The 16,812-nt window shown below is 65.8% G+C and carries 17 protein-coding genes; 5 read left to right on the top strand and 12 right to left on the bottom strand.

Translation table 11 applies throughout. The annotated features are described in order from the left end of the window. Positions 1–9: 9 nt before the first annotated feature. The 3 genes from OG225_RS43155 to OG225_RS43145 are packed head-to-tail and all read right to left on the bottom strand — an operon-like array spanning position 10 to position 3,447. The gene (locus OG225_RS43155; protein WP_331761203.1) at positions 10–711 is read right to left on the bottom strand and encodes a hypothetical protein; all 702 of its coding nucleotides are present in this window, start codon (positions 709–711) and stop codon (positions 10–12) included. Positions 712–730: 19 nt separating this feature from the next. Then, entirely contained in the window at positions 731–1,633 is a 903-nt protein-coding gene (locus OG225_RS43150; protein ID WP_331761202.1) for a hypothetical protein, read from the bottom strand. A 29-nt stretch (positions 1,634–1,662) separates the two neighbouring features. Continuing rightward, complete coding sequence (locus tag OG225_RS43145; RefSeq protein WP_405183706.1) at positions 1,663–3,447, bottom strand: hypothetical protein; 1,785 nt, start codon at positions 3,445–3,447, stop codon at positions 1,663–1,665. A gap of 320 nt (positions 3,448–3,767) precedes the next feature. Between OG225_RS43145 and OG225_RS43140 the strand changes: the two genes are divergently transcribed. After that, a complete protein-coding gene (locus tag OG225_RS43140; RefSeq protein WP_331761196.1) occupies positions 3,768–4,295 on the top strand; it encodes a helix-turn-helix transcriptional regulator in 528 nt (175 codons plus the stop codon). An 84-nt stretch (positions 4,296–4,379) separates the two neighbouring features. Here OG225_RS43140 and OG225_RS43135 read toward each other — a convergent pair whose 3' ends face one another. Further along, a complete protein-coding gene (locus OG225_RS43135; RefSeq protein ID WP_405183716.1) occupies positions 4,380–5,540 on the bottom strand; it encodes a DUF6545 domain-containing protein in 1,161 nt (386 codons plus the stop codon). 33 nt (positions 5,541–5,573) lie between these two features. Further along, positions 5,574–6,092: a M48 family metalloprotease gene (locus OG225_RS43130; RefSeq protein ID WP_405183705.1), complete on the bottom strand. Its 519-nt coding sequence runs from the start codon at positions 6,090–6,092 to the stop codon at positions 5,574–5,576. 488 nt (positions 6,093–6,580) lie between these two features. Between OG225_RS43130 and OG225_RS43125 the strand changes: the two genes are divergently transcribed. Next, positions 6,581–7,255, top strand: a complete 675-nt coding sequence (locus OG225_RS43125) for a hypothetical protein (protein ID WP_331761189.1) — start codon at positions 6,581–6,583, stop codon at positions 7,253–7,255. A 10-nt stretch (positions 7,256–7,265) separates the two neighbouring features. Further along, a complete protein-coding gene (locus tag OG225_RS43120; protein ID WP_331761188.1) occupies positions 7,266–7,694 on the top strand; it encodes a hypothetical protein in 429 nt (142 codons plus the stop codon). On the opposite strand, the gene OG225_RS43115 is transcribed toward OG225_RS43120, so the two are convergent. Genes OG225_RS43115 through OG225_RS43105 form a run of 3 tightly spaced genes read right to left on the bottom strand, consistent with a single transcriptional unit; the run spans position 7,679 to position 10,661 of the window. After that, the gene (locus OG225_RS43115) at positions 7,679–9,028 is read right to left on the bottom strand and encodes a cytochrome P450 (protein WP_331761186.1); all 1,350 of its coding nucleotides are present in this window, start codon (positions 9,026–9,028) and stop codon (positions 7,679–7,681) included. The genes OG225_RS43120 and OG225_RS43115 overlap by 16 nt on opposite strands. 11 nt (positions 9,029–9,039) lie before the next feature. After that, positions 9,040–10,173 (bottom strand): DUF6545 domain-containing protein, encoded by a 1,134-nt coding sequence (locus OG225_RS43110; RefSeq protein WP_331761183.1) that lies wholly within the window; start codon positions 10,171–10,173, stop codon positions 9,040–9,042. Continuing rightward, positions 10,170–10,661 (bottom strand): ImmA/IrrE family metallo-endopeptidase, encoded by a 492-nt coding sequence (locus tag OG225_RS43105; protein WP_331761269.1) that lies wholly within the window; start codon positions 10,659–10,661, stop codon positions 10,170–10,172. Before OG225_RS43105 ends, OG225_RS43110 begins: the two co-directional genes overlap by 4 nt. 616 nt (positions 10,662–11,277) lie before the next feature. On the opposite strand from OG225_RS43105, the gene OG225_RS43100 reads away from it, so the two are divergent. Further along, positions 11,278–12,249: a hypothetical protein gene (locus OG225_RS43100; protein WP_331761179.1), complete on the top strand. Its 972-nt coding sequence runs from the start codon at positions 11,278–11,280 to the stop codon at positions 12,247–12,249. Positions 12,250–12,272: 23 nt separating this feature from the next. On the opposite strand, the gene OG225_RS43095 is transcribed toward OG225_RS43100, so the two are convergent. Further along, positions 12,273–12,953 carry a class I SAM-dependent methyltransferase gene (locus tag OG225_RS43095; RefSeq protein ID WP_331761177.1) on the bottom strand — a complete coding sequence of 227 codons (681 nt, stop codon included), beginning with the start codon at positions 12,951–12,953 and terminating at the stop codon, positions 12,273–12,275. A gap of 306 nt (positions 12,954–13,259) precedes the next feature. Between OG225_RS43095 and OG225_RS43090 the strand changes: the two genes are divergently transcribed. Further along, positions 13,260–13,802 (top strand): hypothetical protein, encoded by a 543-nt coding sequence (locus tag OG225_RS43090; protein ID WP_331761175.1) that lies wholly within the window; start codon positions 13,260–13,262, stop codon positions 13,800–13,802. A 21-nt stretch (positions 13,803–13,823) separates the two neighbouring features. On the opposite strand, the gene OG225_RS43085 is transcribed toward OG225_RS43090, so the two are convergent. The 3 genes from OG225_RS43085 to OG225_RS43075 form a co-directional block, all read right to left on the bottom strand. Then, the gene (locus OG225_RS43085) at positions 13,824–14,261 is read right to left on the bottom strand and encodes a hypothetical protein (RefSeq protein ID WP_331761173.1); all 438 of its coding nucleotides are present in this window, start codon (positions 14,259–14,261) and stop codon (positions 13,824–13,826) included. Continuing rightward, positions 14,258–14,437, bottom strand: coding sequence for a hypothetical protein (locus OG225_RS43080; protein ID WP_405183704.1), 180 nt, complete (start codon positions 14,435–14,437; stop codon positions 14,258–14,260). Before OG225_RS43080 ends, OG225_RS43085 begins: the two co-directional genes overlap by 4 nt. Before the next feature lie 171 nt (positions 14,438–14,608). Further along, on the bottom strand, positions 14,609–15,778 hold the full coding sequence (locus OG225_RS43075) for a cutinase family protein (protein WP_405183703.1): 1,170 nt from the start codon (positions 15,776–15,778) through the stop codon (positions 14,609–14,611). Positions 15,779–16,812: the final 1,034 nt, after the last annotated feature.

The raw sequence follows: 16,812 nt of genomic DNA, 5'->3' as shown, positions 1-16,812 counted from the left end.
TTTCGGCGGTCAGCCCGCTTTGTCCTCGATACGGACGATGGTGTGGAGGCCGCCCTGGTCGGCGACGTTGATGTTCAGCAGCCACAGCACCGGCGGCTGACCTTGGGGCTGATGACGCACCGCGGTCTCGAACAGCCCGCCGCCCATGTCGGTAATCGACACACACCACGGCGCACCGACAGGCACGGCGGCGATCCCCTGCGCGAGCTGCGGTTCGGCGGGAAGCCCTGGGCCGCGGTCGGTGACATCCAGGGCCGCGCGCGGATCGCGGGCGACGAAAAACGCATGCTCATACGCCGCGATCACGCCCTGACCCGTCGCGCGGTCACCGGCGGAATTCGTCACGACCGTGGCCCCGACCGTCCCCGGTGAACAGAACGGTGGTGGCCCCGCCGAGGTTGTTGCCGCCACCGCCACCGACGTCGACGGGGTGATCACGGCATAGGGATGGGCAGCAGGGTGCCTGCCAGTCTCGTCCGCGCTGGTCAGTGCCACTGCGGCAAGTCCCGCACCACTCACGCCCGCGATCAACGCCACAACCACGATGCGGCGTCCACCGCCGGAATTCCGGGGCGAGGTGGCCGCGCCGCTGTGAACATCGCGCGCGCGCCGTGCCCGCCCCCGGCGGCCGACCGCCACGGGTGTGCTCTCGTCGCGGACGACGGCCGGGTCTTGCAGCCATCGCCGCCACTGCTCGCTCGTGGTGCTCATCAGCGGCGCGGCCCTGCCCTCACCCCGCCGGAACGGCTTCGGGCTCGGGCTGATCGGCGGGCACGGACTCGCCTTCGGGTGCGGGCGAGGCTTCGGGGCCCGGGGCCGCCTGCTCGTCGAGCTCGCCGCCCAGTGCACCGCCCGCGGCCCCGCCGGTGATGGCACCGACCAGGATCGCGGCCACCGCCGCGGGCAGCCCGATCACCAGCGTGCCGATCACGCAACCAGCGATGCCGCCGATCACCGCGCCCACCGGACCGGCGACACCGCCGGTGGGGATCCCGCCGATCGCCGCACCGGCCACCCCGCCGATCGCCAGACCGCCGAAGCAGCCGATCAGAGCAGGCAACGGGGTGGCGATCACACCCACGGTGTAGCCGCCGACGAACGCGGCCGCGATCGCCGCGGCCGCCGCGTGATCGGAGGCTTCACGGGGATACCCGGCCAGATCGAATGCGTAGGCGGTCCACCATTCGGCCGAGTCCGCCGCCGCCTGCGCGTCGTGGACCAAGTTGTCGGGCAGGAAGTCCGGGGCCACCACCGTCGCGGTGCCCAGCCGGATCAGTCGCGGGTTGACCACCGGCTCCAACTCCGCGGGTACCTCGGGCACCGGGGGTTCCTCGGGTTCGATCTGCTCCTGCGGCTCCGCCGGTGCCGGAGCGGGAGCGGGTGTCTGCTGGGGCGGGGTGACCGGTGTCGGATTGGTCTGTAGTGGCGGACGCGGGCGCGGCGGGGGCGCCACGGGCAGTTCCTCCACCGGAATGGTCTGCGGAATCTGCGGGGCGGCCTGCGGTGAGGGCGTCGCGCTGGGTGCCTGCGGGGACTGCGTCGCTCCCGGATCGGCCCACGACACCCCCGCCACCGCCACGCACACACCGGCCATCACCGCCGCGACACCGGCTGCCAGTCTCGTTCGGAACATGAAATCTTCTCCTCATCAATCGGTTTCGGTCATCGGGTCTGGAAGGTCAGAAAGCGCACGACCGCGCCTTCGTGCAGCAGCCAGAACGTGCCGGTGTGCATGCGCCGTACGTACTGCGGCGGGATCTGGAAGGTCTGTTGCGCGCGTGCTGAATTCAGGCTGAATCCGTGTGGATCACCGGCGGCCTCGAGCTGCCAGCGTGTGCCCGCTGCCTCGGTGACGGTGTCGGGCAGCGCCGAGCGACCCAGGATGACCGCGACACCGGCGCCGAGAAGACGGCGTTGCATCTGGGTCTTCAGCGAATATCCCTCGATGGTCTGCCCGGCCAGGATCAGCCCGACATTCGCCGCCCGCGCGGTCTCGAGCACCTTGGCGGCCTCCTCGGCGGCGTCGGTGTCCTCTTCCACCATCTGCGGGAATTCGTCGATGATCACAGCCAGCGGCGGTGCGTCGGCCGGATCGGTGGTCAGCCGGGCACGATCGACCAGGAAGTCACGCAGGTCGCGCAACATCAGATTGGCCAGCATTCGTTCTGAGTGCAGTACCGGCGAGAGGGACACGATGGTCGCCGAGCCGGGGACCAGTTTGGAAAATGACCAGCCCGCACCGGTTTTCGGCAGGTACTGCCGGATCGGGGCGAACGAGGCATCGACCTTCTGCGCGACCTCCATCGCGTCGGTGTGACCGTGTCGATCCGCAGTAGTGATCGGCCCGGCCAACTGCTTGCCGACATACCTGACCGGATCGGCCAGTCGCAGGGTCAGCTCATCGAGTGAGCGCACCAGCGACTTGGTGCCACGACCGTCGATGACGATGTCGAGGACCCGCTTCATCTGCTGCTCGTAGTAGTCGGTACTGGTCGTCTTCGGCGCGATGAACATCAGCCGTTCGAGCAACTGGTCACGGGTGCAGTCGAAAAAGTCCCAGCCGCCGATCCCGACCCGTACGTCCGCGCTCGCGCCGAGGTAGTCGCGCTGGTTGCGGGCGTCCTCGCCGAAGCGGATCGCGTCGGCGGCCTGGCCCTTGAGATCGATGAGCACGCTCGTCATGTCCGAGCGGTTGAACACCGCGTGAAAGCCCGCGATGAGTTCGGTCTTTCCGGTGCCCGATCCGGCGATGATCAGCGCGCGGACCTGGCCGGCCTGTTGTGGCACCAACAGCAGATCGACGCCGGGGGCGGTGAACTGGGCGCTGCGCTCGAAGTCGGTGAGACGTTCCTCGGGCATCAAGATCCCGACGGCGTATCGGATCGAGTCGCCGATCTCCACCGGCACCGGGGCGGTCTTGCGCCGTTCGGGGTCGATCACACTGACCTCGACGGTGTGTTCGTGCAGACTGATTCCGACCTTCCGCGCTGTCAGTTCGTCGTCGGCCCGCCGAACCGCGTCGGCGACCTGAGCCGTCGCCAACACGTCCTCGGTGCGCCCCTCAAGTACCTGCTGGCGCAGTAGTCGTCGTGCCATCACGAACGCCCCCGGTGCGGCGATCACACCGGCTACCGCCGACACCACCATCGGAGCGATCAGATCCTCGATTCGACCGTCGCGCACCAGCAACAGCGACCGGGCCGCAGCGCCGAACACGACAGCCACCGCCGCCAACGCGCTCCAAGGCAACCAGACGCGCTCCGGTGTCAGGAACAGCCACCACCGGCGATGTTTGGCGGCAGCGTATCCACGCAGCCCGGCCAGACAGGTCAAGCCGACGACGGCCAGCCCCGGAGCGACGACGACGGCGCCGATCACCGCGATCATCACGGCCAGTATTTCGGCGGGTGGCTGCCTGTGCGCCATCGCCGAGCCCTTGTCCTGCACGCCCACCTCGATCTGCCACGGGAGGAGTTGCGAATCTCTGCCCTCGTCCCCGGACTCCCCCGCCCCGGTCGCGGTGTGCCCCGGGTCGGCCTGCCATGCCCTCTCCTCCGAAGGCGGGATGGTTGTGGGGGCATGGGCCGCTGCATCGGCGGCTCGACCTCCAATCTGCCACCTAAGCCAGACAAAAGCCAATATTAAGCCAGTATTGAAGCCAATTTTTTCGAGCGATGTGGACGGTGGTGGCGGGATCTCGGTAGGATGGTTCGCGGTAGTAAGGGAAAAATCCGCTTAGGATTCGCTTAGAGGGGTACGATCCGCGCATGAGCAAGGCCGCGAATCTCAAGCGCCTCGGCAAAATGGTCCGCGCGCGTCGTAGAGAACTCGAGCTCAATCAGGACGAGGTCTATGCCCGTGGTGGGCCCTCGGACACGAAGTTGACCGAAATCGAGCAGGGACGGACACCGTTCCCCAGCCTCACCACGCTGCGCAAGCTCGACAGGGCGTTGGGTTGGGCGGAGGGATACTCGAACTCCGTGTTGTGCGGCACCGATAGAGTGGTATCGGATCACGAACCTGTCGAGGCCGACGATGAACTCCACGATGCTTTGGCCGCGGCATTCGCTCGGCACGGCATCACCCACATGGCAGCGCGCTCCGTCGGTACCGACCGCAGCTCGCTGCTGCTCGGAATGCCCGAGATCCAACAGCTGATCCGCATCCTGAACACCCTGCCCGATCCGGGCGATACCGCAGCACCGGAAATCGAGTCCGCCGCCGCCGACGTGGAACGTCCCGTCCCGCAACCGCTGTTCTTGGCACCGGCGCCGCCACGACGCGCGACGGGATAGACTCACGGCCGCTCGCAACACCCAGGGCCGCGTTCCTGGCTCGATCGCCTGGTTCGTGAACAGCAGACACCACAGCGGTTTCGGTCATCGCAGGTCCTGCGTCGTGGGGCAGTTCAACTCGTGCGCAGTCGCCTGTTCCATGAGTTCTTTCGCCGATTCCCACAGTTCTGCCAGTATTTTCAGGTCGGGCGTGCAGTACTGTGCGATGAGTGGATCTCCGGCGTGGTGGACGCCGCCGACAGCCTTTAGCCGCCACGCCGCAGCGGCCAGCTCGAGGACGCGACGGAGGTCTTCGCGCTCGTCCTCATCGGACTCGGAATTCTCGATCAGTTCATCGACGGCGTCCGGCAGTGGCGCCGTGTAATGTCCGACTATCGCTGCGGCGTCCATGATTTCGACGCGGTGGCGGTGAAGATGTTCGGCGGTGGTGGCACCCCGTCGGTCGATCCGGTTCAGTTCCAGCACGACGCCGGGAACGGCCGCGGTCAGGTCGCGCCACACCGGATACAGCCGCCGCAGTGCCCGAGAGTCCGGGTCCAGCCGCGCGAGCTTGGCCGCTGATCGCAGCACCGAGGGAACCAACGTCGCGTGCCCGAGGAACAACAACGGCAGCAGCAGCTCGCAAGAGCCGTTTAGATGCGCGAAATCGGTAAATAGATTGCTCATCCCGGCCGCGCGCATCATCGCCCCGCATGCCATCAACGCCGACACCAGTGTCGTGCCGCAGGCCGCTACGTACAGGAACAACACCACGAGCCGTTCCTTCTGCGTCTGCGTGCGCAGCATCAGGACCGGCCGGGAATTACAAACACAGAAGCCGACCAGCAGGGCAGCAGTCAGCGAGCAATACACCGCGTAACGCCATCCACCGGCCTCCGGAATACTCATCCCGGCGCGGCGCGCGGGCTCGGCCACGACGAACAGAGCGACACCGATCGCACACGCCAGCAGCACAACTCGCCGTTGTGGCTTGCGGTACTGCGCGAGACCGCGATCCCACAGCAGGAACAGGCCCACGAACAACGCGGACATGAGCACGAACAGCGCGTGCCATACGGTGTAGAGCGTGGGCGCTCCGCCTGGCACGACGGGCGCGACCCGGGCAGCGATCGCGGGCTCACGCAGCAGCGCCGTCGCCGTCGCGAGCGCCACGAGTTTGTTGATGTGGCGCTCGCCGGTCGACGAGTGGACCAACGTCAAGCGCGCCACAGCGACAACGGCCACGAAAATCAGCAACGGAATCATCACAGAGGCGGGATAGCGGTTGTCGGTCCACATTCAGAGCAGCCGAAGTTCGCGATCACGGCGCAGCGTGCCGTCCTGGCTGGCCCTGGTCATGATCATGGTCGCCAGCAACTCGGCCTCGTACTCGTCGCGGCGGCTGTAGGCACCGGTTGTGCTCGCGCCTCGAGCGGTGCGGACCTGCGACACCACCGAATCGAGCCGCCCGCCGAACGTCCAGTCGACCAGCAATCCCGCCAATTCCTGCGGCGTGGAGTCCCGGCCGTGATCCAACAGCATGTGCGCGGCCTCGTGAGCCAGGACATGGCGTTCCATCATCGGATCCGGTGACGGGCGGTGCAGCACCACATCGTCCTCGCTGCGCGCCAACCACAACCCACACAACCCCACCGGCGCGTCCTCGGGTAACGGCAGCCGCACGATCGGACGGCCCCGCACGGTCACCAGACAGGCGAAAAGGTCCTCAACCGTCCAGTCCTGCGGCAGTGCCAGTTGATCGATCAGCGATGTCAGCTGCGACCGTGTAGGCGATCCACGCCGCCATCCGCCACGCACCTCAGCCTCCCGACCCGAAACGGCGCGCGCCACGATTCATCATGGTGGGCCGATATTGAGTAACCATGCGTTACCGACTCCCGTTGTCGACCTGCGCCGAACCTTGTGGGCTCTTGCGCGTGTCCCGTCCCGTCGACGTCCACCTGTTGGCGGACTCGTGGTGAGGCCATTGGCCCGCCGATCCCGACCCACCCGGAGCCACGTCTGCGGTGCAGGTGCGTCCGGGAGCGGTGTAGCCCCCTGCCGTTCTAAACTACGTAATCTGTGTGGTCAATGCTACATAGTTAGGCCATAGTTTGCATGATTGAGAACGAAAAAATGTATGAACTATGTATCCTCTCTGAGGTGTGAAGCTGGGCAAACCAGGCGGCTTTCCTGTATACCCGCGGTTGACATAGGCTGATTCACGCCACATCTGTTGATGAACTGCGGTGTTTATGTAGTGTTTCTGTCTAGAGCTCGGGACAAAAACGACAGAAGTTGAGGCGATGACGACGGCAGATGCGGAGCGGTTCGGGCGCGTGGTCAATGCACGCCGCCGCGTGCTGGGCCTGAATCCGCAGCAGGTGCACGACGCCGGTGGTCCCGCACCGACGACCCTGAGCAAGATCGAGAACGGTGCAGCCGGCAAGCTCTACCTGAGCACCTTCCAGAAACTCGATACCGGGTTGAGGTGGCAGCCCGGATCGGCCGCCAGCGCCCACGACCACGGGACCACACCCGTTCCCGTGAACGGGATCGGGCCGGAGTCGGTGAAGGTCCCCACTCCGGTATATGTGGCCTTTCCCCCGGGGGTTATCGAGGAGGTCTGCGGCATCGCGAAGGATCTGGAGATGCGCGCGGCCGCCGACGGGCAGTTGTCCGAGATCTCCGTGGGCCTGGACCGGGTCGCCGATCGGATCCTGCGAGCGTGGACGATCGCGGAGATCGAGCGAATGCGCGTGGCGGGCAGCCTGGAAACCTTGCCGGTGGAGACGCTGCTGGGGCACTACATGCGCCGAACGCCACTCGCTCCCACGCCGGAAGATCACGAGGAGCTGATGTATATGCGGTGGCTGCTGTGCCGCCTGCCTGCGGACTGCTCGGAGGAAATGGAACTGCGATTCGCCGCACGCTGGAACCGCGTCCGGCAGATGCTCACCAATCACCCTGTCCTGGAATGAGATTCGCACAATGGCACTGCCTCTAGCAGAAAAGATCGAACGCCTGATCGCGTTCGCGCATCGTTACGGAGAGCCCGCGCTGAGCAGTGAGCAGATCGCCGCGGCGCTCACCCCGAGGGTGGCCCGGGTGGTCACGGTTGATCAGATCACCGCGCTGCGCGACGGCTCGATGACCGAGATCGCCGATGATCTGGCCAGGGAGTTGTGTCAACTGTGTCACTGCCTGGATGACTCCTACCTCACACCCATCGGGGACGAGGATATCGATATCGATCAGCGTCTACGGCTGTGGACGCTGGCCCGCGACCGCGGGTTGGAGCACCTCGCGGCCCGCGCCCCGGGCACTATGTCGCGCCCCATGCTGGAAGAACTCATCGCCGATATCGAACTGCGGCCCGTGAGCGGAGTGACCTTGCAGGCCGGTCAGATTCGGCGGTAGGTGATCGCCAACCCCGAGGGTCGCAACGTCAGGTTCTCCTCCACGTCCAGCTTCGAGGTTGTCGTGGTCAACTCGAAATCCCGTACGAGGGAAGCCAGCATCAGCCGTGCTTCGTGGCGGGCGAAGGCTTGGCCGATGCACGAGCGCGGTCCGGTGCCGAAGGGGCGATAGGCCCCTGGGGGCACGGGCTTGGTGTCGCCGAGGAACCGGTGTGGGCGGAACTGGTCGGCGTCGGGGCCCCACACCTCTTGGTCGCGGTGTACCGCCAACATCAGCGCGAAGACCCACTCTCCGGCGCGGATCGGATACCCACCGAGGGTGGTGTCGCGGCGCGCGACCCGGAAGAAGCCGGGCGCGGTGGGCCACAGTCTCAGCGATTCCGAGATCACGGCGTCGGTGAACCGCAGCTTTGCCACGTCGTCGAAATCGATGCGTCCACCACTGGTCAGCGTTTTGACTTCGGAGCGTACCTGCTCGGCGAGGTCAGGATCGGCGGCGAGGAAGTAGCTGGCGAAGGCCATCAAATTGCCGGTGGTCTCGTGACCGGCGATCAGGAAGGTCAGCACCTGGTCGGCGATATTGTCATCCGGCAACGCTGCCCCGGATTCGGGGTGAAGCATCCGATCGAGCAGATCCGGCTGCCGGATTCCGGAGCGACGACGAGCGGCAATGACCTCGAGCACAGTCGATTTCATCAATGCGATGTCTGCGGTGTGCTGCCGAGCGCGTTTGCCGCCGGTGAGCCCACCGAGGACAGGGATCGCGGATTCCTGGACGTAGGCGAACGCCCTGGTGAGCGCGGCCGCGAACGGCGCCCGCTCTGCATCCGAGGTGAACACCCCGCAGGGGTGACCGAATCCCGCGAGGCTGATCGTCTCGAGCGCGGCGTCACCCATCATGGCCGCGACATCGGTGACTTCGCGCTCCTCTCCGATCCACTGCTCGGCCTGGTCGATGACGCGCAGCATGGTCTCGTGATAGCCGGACATCGCGGTGCGAGCGAAGCCGGGCATAAGGATTTCGTGCGCGCGTTGCCATTGCGGCGAGTCGTTCGGTGCCGTGAACAGGCCCTGCCCTCCGATGGGAACCAGCTGTTCGTAGGGTCGCGCGGCGTAGCGTGCCCAGGTGTCCTCATCGCGCAGTTCCTGCATCAACGCTGCGGAACCGGCGAAAGTCAGGTGGACTCCTCCGACGAAGGAGCGACGGTACAGCGGCCCCAGCCGGCCAAACTGCTGCAAGGTCTTCTGATTCGGTCGCTTGCGGTCCATACCGAGCACGTCGCCCAGAATCGGCACCCGCCGCGGCGGATGCGGAATGGTAGCGGTAGTGGTCATGACTTGCCCTTTCACACGTTCGCACTTGTGGGGAGTTGCTGAGTTTCTTTCCAGACGCGCGCCACCGCGAGAATGAATCGCTCGTCTTCGAGCCAGTCCGGAGCGATCACCTCGGAGCCACTGCCATCGGGGATCTCCTCGGACAATGCCGCGCGCAGCGCCGCGCACACCTGGCCCGGTGTCGGCCGGTCATCGAGCGCGGCGAGCGGACCGGCCACCGACAACATGACGTCCTCGATCTCGATTCGCATCCTGTGCTCGGTGACCTGTGGCAGGGAATCCCTGTGCTGCACCTGCAATCTGGTCGCCGGGCGGGCGAGCATCAGGTCATTCCACAACGGCTCCAAGGTGCGGATATTGCGGCTGGCCGGGTCACTCCGCAGCCGGATCCTCGTCGATTCCACGATCGAGGGGATGGCCAGCAGCATGAGCGCCGATATCGGTCCGAGAAACAGTAGGTCGTTGCTGCTCGCTCGGGCTTCGGTGAGCTCGTTGTCGACACCGTGGAAAACCAGCCACGCAGACGATATGCGGCTGAAACTATCGATCATGCTCAGCGCGATGGCCGAGGTCGTGACGATCCCGAGCACGGCTCGCCGCCCGCTCTGGCGCCAGCGCCGGATCAGGTCGAATGAGGTGATGAGCACCGGGATCTCGGCCAATGGTGTCGGCAGGCTGTAGACCATCATGTAGGCCGGTGTTCGCCAATTCCCCAGTTCCTCCACGGCGATGTTGGCCTGTCGTGCTGGCATCGACAGCCATGCCAGTGTCACGCCCAGTACGACGACCGCCGTGACGATGCCGCCCATCGTCCATCGCGACACCGGTGTCCTGGTTCGCCACAGCAATCCGATCCAGAGCACCGCGCCCGCCCCGATCAAGGCGCTGATGTGGGTGGCCAACCGCACATCCGCCAGCGCTATCCACTCGGTGAACACCGACTGCACGGTGCCGACGCGCAGAACAGCCACGCACACGTAGGCGCCGATCAATGTCGCGATCGCCCAGTCGAGACGGCTGCGTTCGAGCATCAGCGTCATTCTCAAGACCATCAGGATCACGATCCAGCCGACCAGGGCGGTCGCCGCGACGCCGGGCACTACCGATGTCGCTTCGGTGACCAGCAACGGGCTCGGCGGCGTCATCGTCGCATCAACTCGAACAACGATGCCGCGCGATGCGCGGCTCCGTTCGTGTCGTTGGGCCCGCCGCGGCTCAACCCGGCTAGATGGGTTCCCAGCCACTCTGCCTGTGCCTCGGCCACATCGTCGAAACTGCCGCGATGCAGTATCTGCCGGACCCACTCCGGATCCAGTCCTTCGGTCAGAAGCGACTCCGACACCTCGAAATCGGTGCTGCCCTGGTGATCGAGTAGCACGTGCCCGGCCTCGTGCATGATCTCTTGTCGCTGGCCGCGCGGTGACCGGTTGGGGTTGTACTTGATGACCATCCGGTGATCCATCACCCATAACGCCCCGCAGCGCGAGGCGATCGGAACCTGTTGGCGCCACGGGTCCAGCACGATCGTCCTGCCCACCCGGTCCGACAGCCACCGCATGAACTCGGCGATCGTCCACGGCGGGGTCAACGGGATCTCGTCCAGGATGTCCTGCACCCGCCCCTCAGCGTCCACCGGCAACCGACCTCTCCCACCGTGCCGACTCCGTCATCTGGAGAAAGTGGGGTCGCCTTCGGACATGCCCATCTCGCCGCGCCACGTGACGCGGTGCAGTCCGGTCACCGTCATCAATTTCTCCCGCCGCCGGATGAACAACCCATAGTGATAGCACATGAACTCGCGGGTGCGCGTTGGTCAGCACCCGTTCCCGACCCGATGGCGTCCCCCCTGTTGCCGCTCCATTGCCACAGAGGGGATGCCATCTCTGCGCGGCGCGACGATTGCGCGGATTGAGCACCCGAGACCGAGACGATTCGCACGCGCCTCGAATTGCGTTGTCGCGCCCCCTTGCTCGCGGCAACGCGCTCCTGAGCGGGTAGGGAGCAATCATGCCGGGAGACTCCTGTATCCGAACAACCGAAAGCAGCGCTGAGTAGACGTCTGCTTCCAGCACGGGAATCGCTCACCGGCCGACGCGGATCGGAGTTTAACAACGACTTATGTGTATCGGCAATCATCTCCATCCGGAGACTGCGGCAGCAACCGTCCAGCGCTCAAAGGCCAAGGCGCACATCGTGGTGGCAGGATCCAGGACCGACCGGTCGATCCGTCGGTGGCTACGCTCACTTCCATGAGATTGCCGAGCGCCTGGATTTGCGTCGATGTCATCGGCACGGCGCAGTGCGGGGAAATCGTGGTGCACACCTTCGGGGAGAAGCGGGTGTCGCGTCGGCTGCGTCGCGTCGGCACCAAGCTCGGTTTCGATCACAGCGGCGAAGCCCTGTTCGCCTCGCTGGTCGGCGCGGCCCTCGAGCAGCAACCGCGAGTCGATCAACGCAGCAGCGAACACGGGCTCGAATTCCACACGAAATGGGTCATTGCCCCCGACAATGTCGCGGTGGCCCTGGTGGTCTGGCTCGCCCCGGCGCCCGTGGCACCACGACCGATATACAACGCGTGGGTACTGGATCTGCGACAGATCACCACGCGCTCGGCCGGTGACAACCTCGCCATAATCGGCGACGGGCGTGTCGAAGGTGAGGAACGCCCGATCCGCGATTTGCTGACCAATGCCAACACCGACGACACCCCCAACTTCCTCGCGCTGTACTGGGACGCGTTGACCGGTGACCCTGGAATACTCGCCGAGGCGTACTGGTCGATCCGCTCGCCCACGGGTTGGATCCACTTCTGGAGCGCCGCGCGAGTACCCACGCACCCGACCTCGACTGCGCAGCGCAACTTCGTGCACGGGATCAGCGTCGAACTCGCCCACCGCGACGTCGTGTCCACGATGTCGACGATGGTCGCCTTCACCGAGTCGACATTGCTGATCGTCGATGGCGACGCGCTGTTCCCGGTGACCACCACCGGCAAACTCGCCCCGCTCGAGGAACGCCACATCAAGGAAATCCTGGGCCAACTCCACCTCGCGGACATCACAGACGACCTCGCGAAAGCGCCCGTCGAGCAGATGATTTCAGTCGAGCACACCGCATTCCGCTGTACAGTCTTCGCCCTTCCCACCGTGCAGCAACGTCTGACGGTCAGACCCGTGGCGATTCTCCTCAAACCGGAACAGGCACAGTACCGACCCGAGTAGTCAGGGGCGAGGAACGTCGTGGATCACGATGGGGGCCGCGGCCCTCGTGCGCACCACAGCGCGACCTGGCCGATCACCTGCACCTCGACCTCGGACCATGCCGTGTCGAGCGCGTGCCGAAGACCCTCTACGTCGTCGTCGGCGTTGTGGAACGCGCCGCGTTCGTTGAAGAATCCGCCCACGGCGCGGCTCAGTCGCGTGGACGGGCTCGCCAGGACCGTTGATCCGAAGAATCGCCCCTCCGGCGCGGTGACGGCCGCGACGTGCGCGAACGCTCGGCCCTTGCTGTCCCACGCGCCCGGCACGCAATGCATGAGCAGGCTCGCAGCTACCGAGCGGAACCGACGCCCTTCCGGGATCGGGAACGGGCGCAGGACCGAACCCCGCACCGCCTCCGCTGTGATGCCGCGCGCTCGCAGGCGAGAGGTCGTCATCGCCAGCGGATGCTCAGACAAGTCCATCAGCATGATCGACGGCACGTCGACGGGGTAGCTCGCCCGCTGCAAGAAAAAGCCCGTGCCGGGACCGATGTCCAGATGATCACCGGCGACATGCTGGTTGTATTGATCGCGAATATTCGTTGTCGCACAACGCCATACGAGGTGATTGTTGAGCCCGAGCACCCACGGGTCGTAGATCCGGAGCAACGCCGGCGAATACGGTCGTGAACCGTCCAACTCGCCACTACTGAACTGCTCATCCATTCGCCTACCCCATGCGCGCGTCGAAAACGATCCCCCGAAACTGGGGGCCGTCTGCTTCCGACTCAGGACTCGCTCACTGACCGGCGCTCGTTGATCATATACAAGATCGCGACGCGCGGGCATCGCGACCGCAGACATGGGCAACTGATCAGCATTTCCGTGTGATCACACCCTCGGTGGATTCCGACGACGTGAACTGGTCGGTCGGTGCGTGGCGAGGGCTCGAGGTTGTGCCACGATGAGGGGGCAGGTGGCAGCGAGAAGCGTTTACGCATTTCCGCATCCAATGCGGGGACAGGGGGCACGATGGATATCAGCCACACAGGATCTCACCCCAACATCGCTCCGTTGGAGTTCTGCCCGGATCTGCGGCCCGAGGATCTGACGATCTTTCTGGAGCGGATCCGCCCCGGGATGCCGGAGCAGTTGTGGAAGATCATCGCCCCCTACACCGCGCTCCCCCGGACCTATGACCCGTCGTCCTACGGACTCGCCGAGCCGATGGAATCGGAGACGACCGCCGGACCGTGGGTGGCCGAGTTCAACGCGCCGGTTCCCTGGCACGAGATCCTGCCCGACCTCGACGCGGTCGAACTCACCAATACCCGTGTGACCCTCGAGGACTTGGCCGTCGCCTGGAATCTGCTGCGCACCAACGGTCATCGCCCTTCCATCGCGGTCAATTTGGCACCCGGCCCCATGCCGGAGAAATGGCTCATCGAAGTCGTGGCCGTGATCGCGGACGGTGTGGTCGATCGCACACTGGCAGCCGATGTCTCCATGCTGCTGTGCGGGCAACTCGCGGTCATGCAGGCCCCGACCGGCGCGATCTGGCGCTGCCACGACTGACCGCCGCTGCCGCTGGTGCGGCTAGCGGCGACGCCGCCACGATCTGACCGCGTGCTCACCGGTGATCGTCGCGGGTACTCCCGAGCCGTCGTATTCGCCGTCGGTCGACATGTCGGTCCAGATCATGGCACCGTCGGTGAGGGCGCGCACGTGAATACGCGCGGTGACCGCCACCCGGGCCGTACCCAACCACGCGGCCACCACATCGGAAGCATGGATTATCGGTCCCACGACCTTGGTGGATCCGACCACGATCAGCACCGCTCGATCAGTCCCGAGAGCGTTGGCGACCGTTCCCAGTGGTGGTGTGTCCGTCGTGTCCAGGAAGTGCATGGTGGCAGCGACCGCCGATCCGCGAAACAGGACCACCACCAGGCCGGGGCCGGCGCGACGGATCCCGCGCGCCGCGTCGACTGCCTCCAGCACCGCCGCCGAACCTTCATCGTCGACCCGCATCATCGCTGCTCCGTGGAATGCGCACCGGCCGAAGAGAATTGCTCGGTCCAATCCGACCGGCTCGGTCCTGGACCAACCTCCAGTTCGCGAAGCCAACCAGCCAACTCGGTCACTTTCGCGGTGGTGGTCAGTCGCAGGCCGTACATGGTCTCCAGCCAGCGCCGATCATCGATACTCATCGCCCGCCCTTACCTGCCGGATCACGCGGAACACGCAGGCCGATCGTTGCCATGACGGCCACGACCCCGAACAGCGCGAGCCCTACAACCAGCGCGATCTGCTCGTGGCTCACCGTCGCACCTCTACCGGCTCAGTGCTGGCCCGGGGCCGAACCGATGATCCGAGCGTGGTCACAGCCCACCGCCGGTCGCGATATCGCGCGAGAGCGCGCCGAACCATTCCGCGGCCTGGCCGGTGGCACCGGTCCCGTAGCTGGTGTGGTGGCCGATCACATCGACGTAGTTCCCGACAGTCGCCGGGTCGAGGAGGTCGCCGTTCGCCGCGATATTTGCACCGATGGCCGCCCCGACCTGGGCAGCCAGTTGCGGAAGTTGTCCCACCGGATCCGCGACGACAGCGGCCACGATCCGGTCGACCTTTGCGGTCACCGCCTGCGCTTGGCCCTCGTCGGGTACCGAGGCACGTGGGTCCGCGGCATCGGCGACTCGATCCGAGATGGTCTCGACCGGAACATAGTTGACCGCGCCGCCGTCGACATGGATGTCCTCGAGCACAACCGTCGCGGTGGCTGCGGCCACCGTCTGCTGCCACGCCCCGCCGAGGGAATTCACCGCCGCTATCGGATCGCGCAGGTCCGCCTGCGCGGCGAGACCAGCCGCCGTGCGTAGCACCGCCGCCCGCCCGGGTGCGTCACACGCGAGATCGCCGGGAGCACAGAATTCACCGACCCGGCCCGTCAGCTCGCCGAAGCCGGTCTCGTCGGCCGCGAGCCCGCCACTGGTCGGGGGAACCCCGATACGCACCCGCGAGGTCGCCGCGCCATCGGTTCCCGGCGCGGGCGCGGGTGTCATCTGCCCGGGGGCCCCCGGAAACGCCCCACTTCCGACCGGGCGGGTTCCATCGCTGAACAGCGCGATACCCGCTACACGATCGGCGGGCACCGGACCTTCCCCGGCGCCGACCTGGCGGGCGAATTCGCTCGCGGCCATCGCGCCCTGCGAGTAGGCCGCCACACCGAGCAGAGTGTCCGGGCAGCGCGCTACGACATCGGTGGCCGCCGCGTACAACGCCGCCGATGCCTGCTCAACCGACGCCGCGAACGGGGCCGTTCCCGCCCCGGTGCCCGGCGCACCGCCGAAGCTCGCCTCGTAAGGGATGGTCACGGTTTCGATCCCGACGCCCTGGGCGAGCATCGGTCCGACCATCGTGCCCAGCATCCCGCCGGGGACCAACGGATTCGCCCCAGGGCTGGACTCCCCTGTGCCCTGAACAGCCAGGACCATCAAACCGGGGCAGCCTGAACTCGGCGCCGCGGCGGCGATATCATCGGGAAGCGCCACCGGCTCCGCAAGGGGAACGGCATGCGCGGGAGTTGTAGTCAGCGCTGCTCCACCACATGCTATTGCTGCGGCGGTCAGCGCGAAGATGTATCGCACCGGAAGTCCTCACAACTACGGCGGCCTCGGTGGAATCCATCGGCGATCAACACCGAGCCGCATGATCATCTGCGAACGCAGGCGACGACCCACAGAAGGGGCACACGCCGAAAGCGAAGGCCCCCAACGATGTTCGGTACTCGCTGTCGCGAGCCCGTGCCCGTGGGGGCCACCCGCCGAAATGGCGGCCGGGCTCCGCACCTGTGCCAGACCCTCGGGGTCCGGCACACGTAACGAAGACGGCGACCGTCGTGCTTGCAGCCGACTCCTAGCGAATCGGCCGGATCAACGGCGTCAGTGCGGAACGACGCTGAGGATGAGCCCGACGATGCTGTTCGCCGCCGCGAAGGCGTTGGCCGCGATCGACGAGAGAACGTTGAGCGTGTACAGGAGATCCATGTTCCGGGTTTCCTTTGCCTCGAGGGTTTGTGGCCCGCGACGGTCGCGCTACCACGAGTTGAGAGAGGAAGCCGCAACGCCGTCAACAGCGCTTACGTCTTGTGAACGGGACTCCCACCACCCAAAAGCCAATCTAAAGCCAGTTTTTCGCGGTGTCAACGAAAACTTGTAGAGGCCTTCGCGCGTCTCACCGCCGAGCTGACGAAACTGGTAGGCAGCTCATCACGGGCAAACAGACTGCTTCACTGCGGATAACGCAGAGCAGCCCGTCCTTACACGCCCTAGGTAGCCGCGCGGTTCTCGTTATAGTTACTTTCAGGAAAACGCAATTTCGGCACCCGCCAGTCCCCCTCCCGGGTCGGCCATCCGGTTGCTGTGTTCGTGATCTCAGCGCATGTTCGAGCGAACAGGCAGTCGCGCACAAGGCCCACTCGATGACCAGATCGTACTGCGGTGTGTGCGCGTCGAACTTGTGAAATCTGTTCTTACGCTCCAGATTCGACGTACGGTTGTGTGCAGGGGCGATCGGGCCCTGGTGC

The sequence above is a fragment of the Nocardia sp. NBC_01377 genome (assembly GCF_045040005.1).
Classification (GTDB): domain Bacteria; phylum Actinomycetota; class Actinomycetes; order Mycobacteriales; family Mycobacteriaceae; genus Nocardia; species Nocardia noduli.
The sequence above is the reverse complement of the archived record's forward strand: the minus strand, read 5'-3'. Positions and strand labels throughout refer to the sequence as shown.

Excerpts from the sequence above, each read along its gene's own strand:
- OG225_RS43135 (WP_405183716.1), bottom strand. The coding sequence starts at position 5,540 with ATGATTCCGTTGCTGATTTTCGTGGCCGTTGTCGCTGTGGCGCGCTTG.
- OG225_RS43115 (WP_331761186.1), bottom strand. The coding sequence starts at position 9,028 with ATGACCACTACCGCTACCATTCCGCATCCGCCGCGGCGGGTGCCGATT.
- OG225_RS43120 (WP_331761188.1), top strand. The coding sequence starts at position 7,266 with ATGGCACTGCCTCTAGCAGAAAAGATCGAACGCCTGATCGCGTTCGCG.
- OG225_RS43100 (WP_331761179.1), top strand. The coding sequence starts at position 11,278 with ATGAGATTGCCGAGCGCCTGGATTTGCGTCGATGTCATCGGCACGGCG.
- OG225_RS43125 (WP_331761189.1), top strand. The coding sequence starts at position 6,581 with ATGACGACGGCAGATGCGGAGCGGTTCGGGCGCGTGGTCAATGCACGC.
- OG225_RS43150 (WP_331761202.1), bottom strand. The coding sequence starts at position 1,633 with ATGTTCCGAACGAGACTGGCAGCCGGTGTCGCGGCGGTGATGGCCGGT.
- OG225_RS43110 (WP_331761183.1), bottom strand. The coding sequence starts at position 10,173 with ATGACGCCGCCGAGCCCGTTGCTGGTCACCGAAGCGACATCGGTAGTG.
- OG225_RS43095 (WP_331761177.1), bottom strand. The coding sequence starts at position 12,953 with ATGGATGAGCAGTTCAGTAGTGGCGAGTTGGACGGTTCACGACCGTAT.
- OG225_RS43090 (WP_331761175.1), top strand. The coding sequence starts at position 13,260 with ATGGATATCAGCCACACAGGATCTCACCCCAACATCGCTCCGTTGGAG.
- OG225_RS43155 (WP_331761203.1), bottom strand. The coding sequence starts at position 711 with ATGAGCACCACGAGCGAGCAGTGGCGGCGATGGCTGCAAGACCCGGCC.
- OG225_RS43085 (WP_331761173.1), bottom strand. The coding sequence starts at position 14,261 with ATGATGCGGGTCGACGATGAAGGTTCGGCGGCGGTGCTGGAGGCAGTC.
- OG225_RS43080 (WP_405183704.1), bottom strand. The coding sequence starts at position 14,437 with ATGAGTATCGATGATCGGCGCTGGCTGGAGACCATGTACGGCCTGCGA.
- OG225_RS43140 (WP_331761196.1), top strand. The coding sequence starts at position 3,768 with ATGAGCAAGGCCGCGAATCTCAAGCGCCTCGGCAAAATGGTCCGCGCG.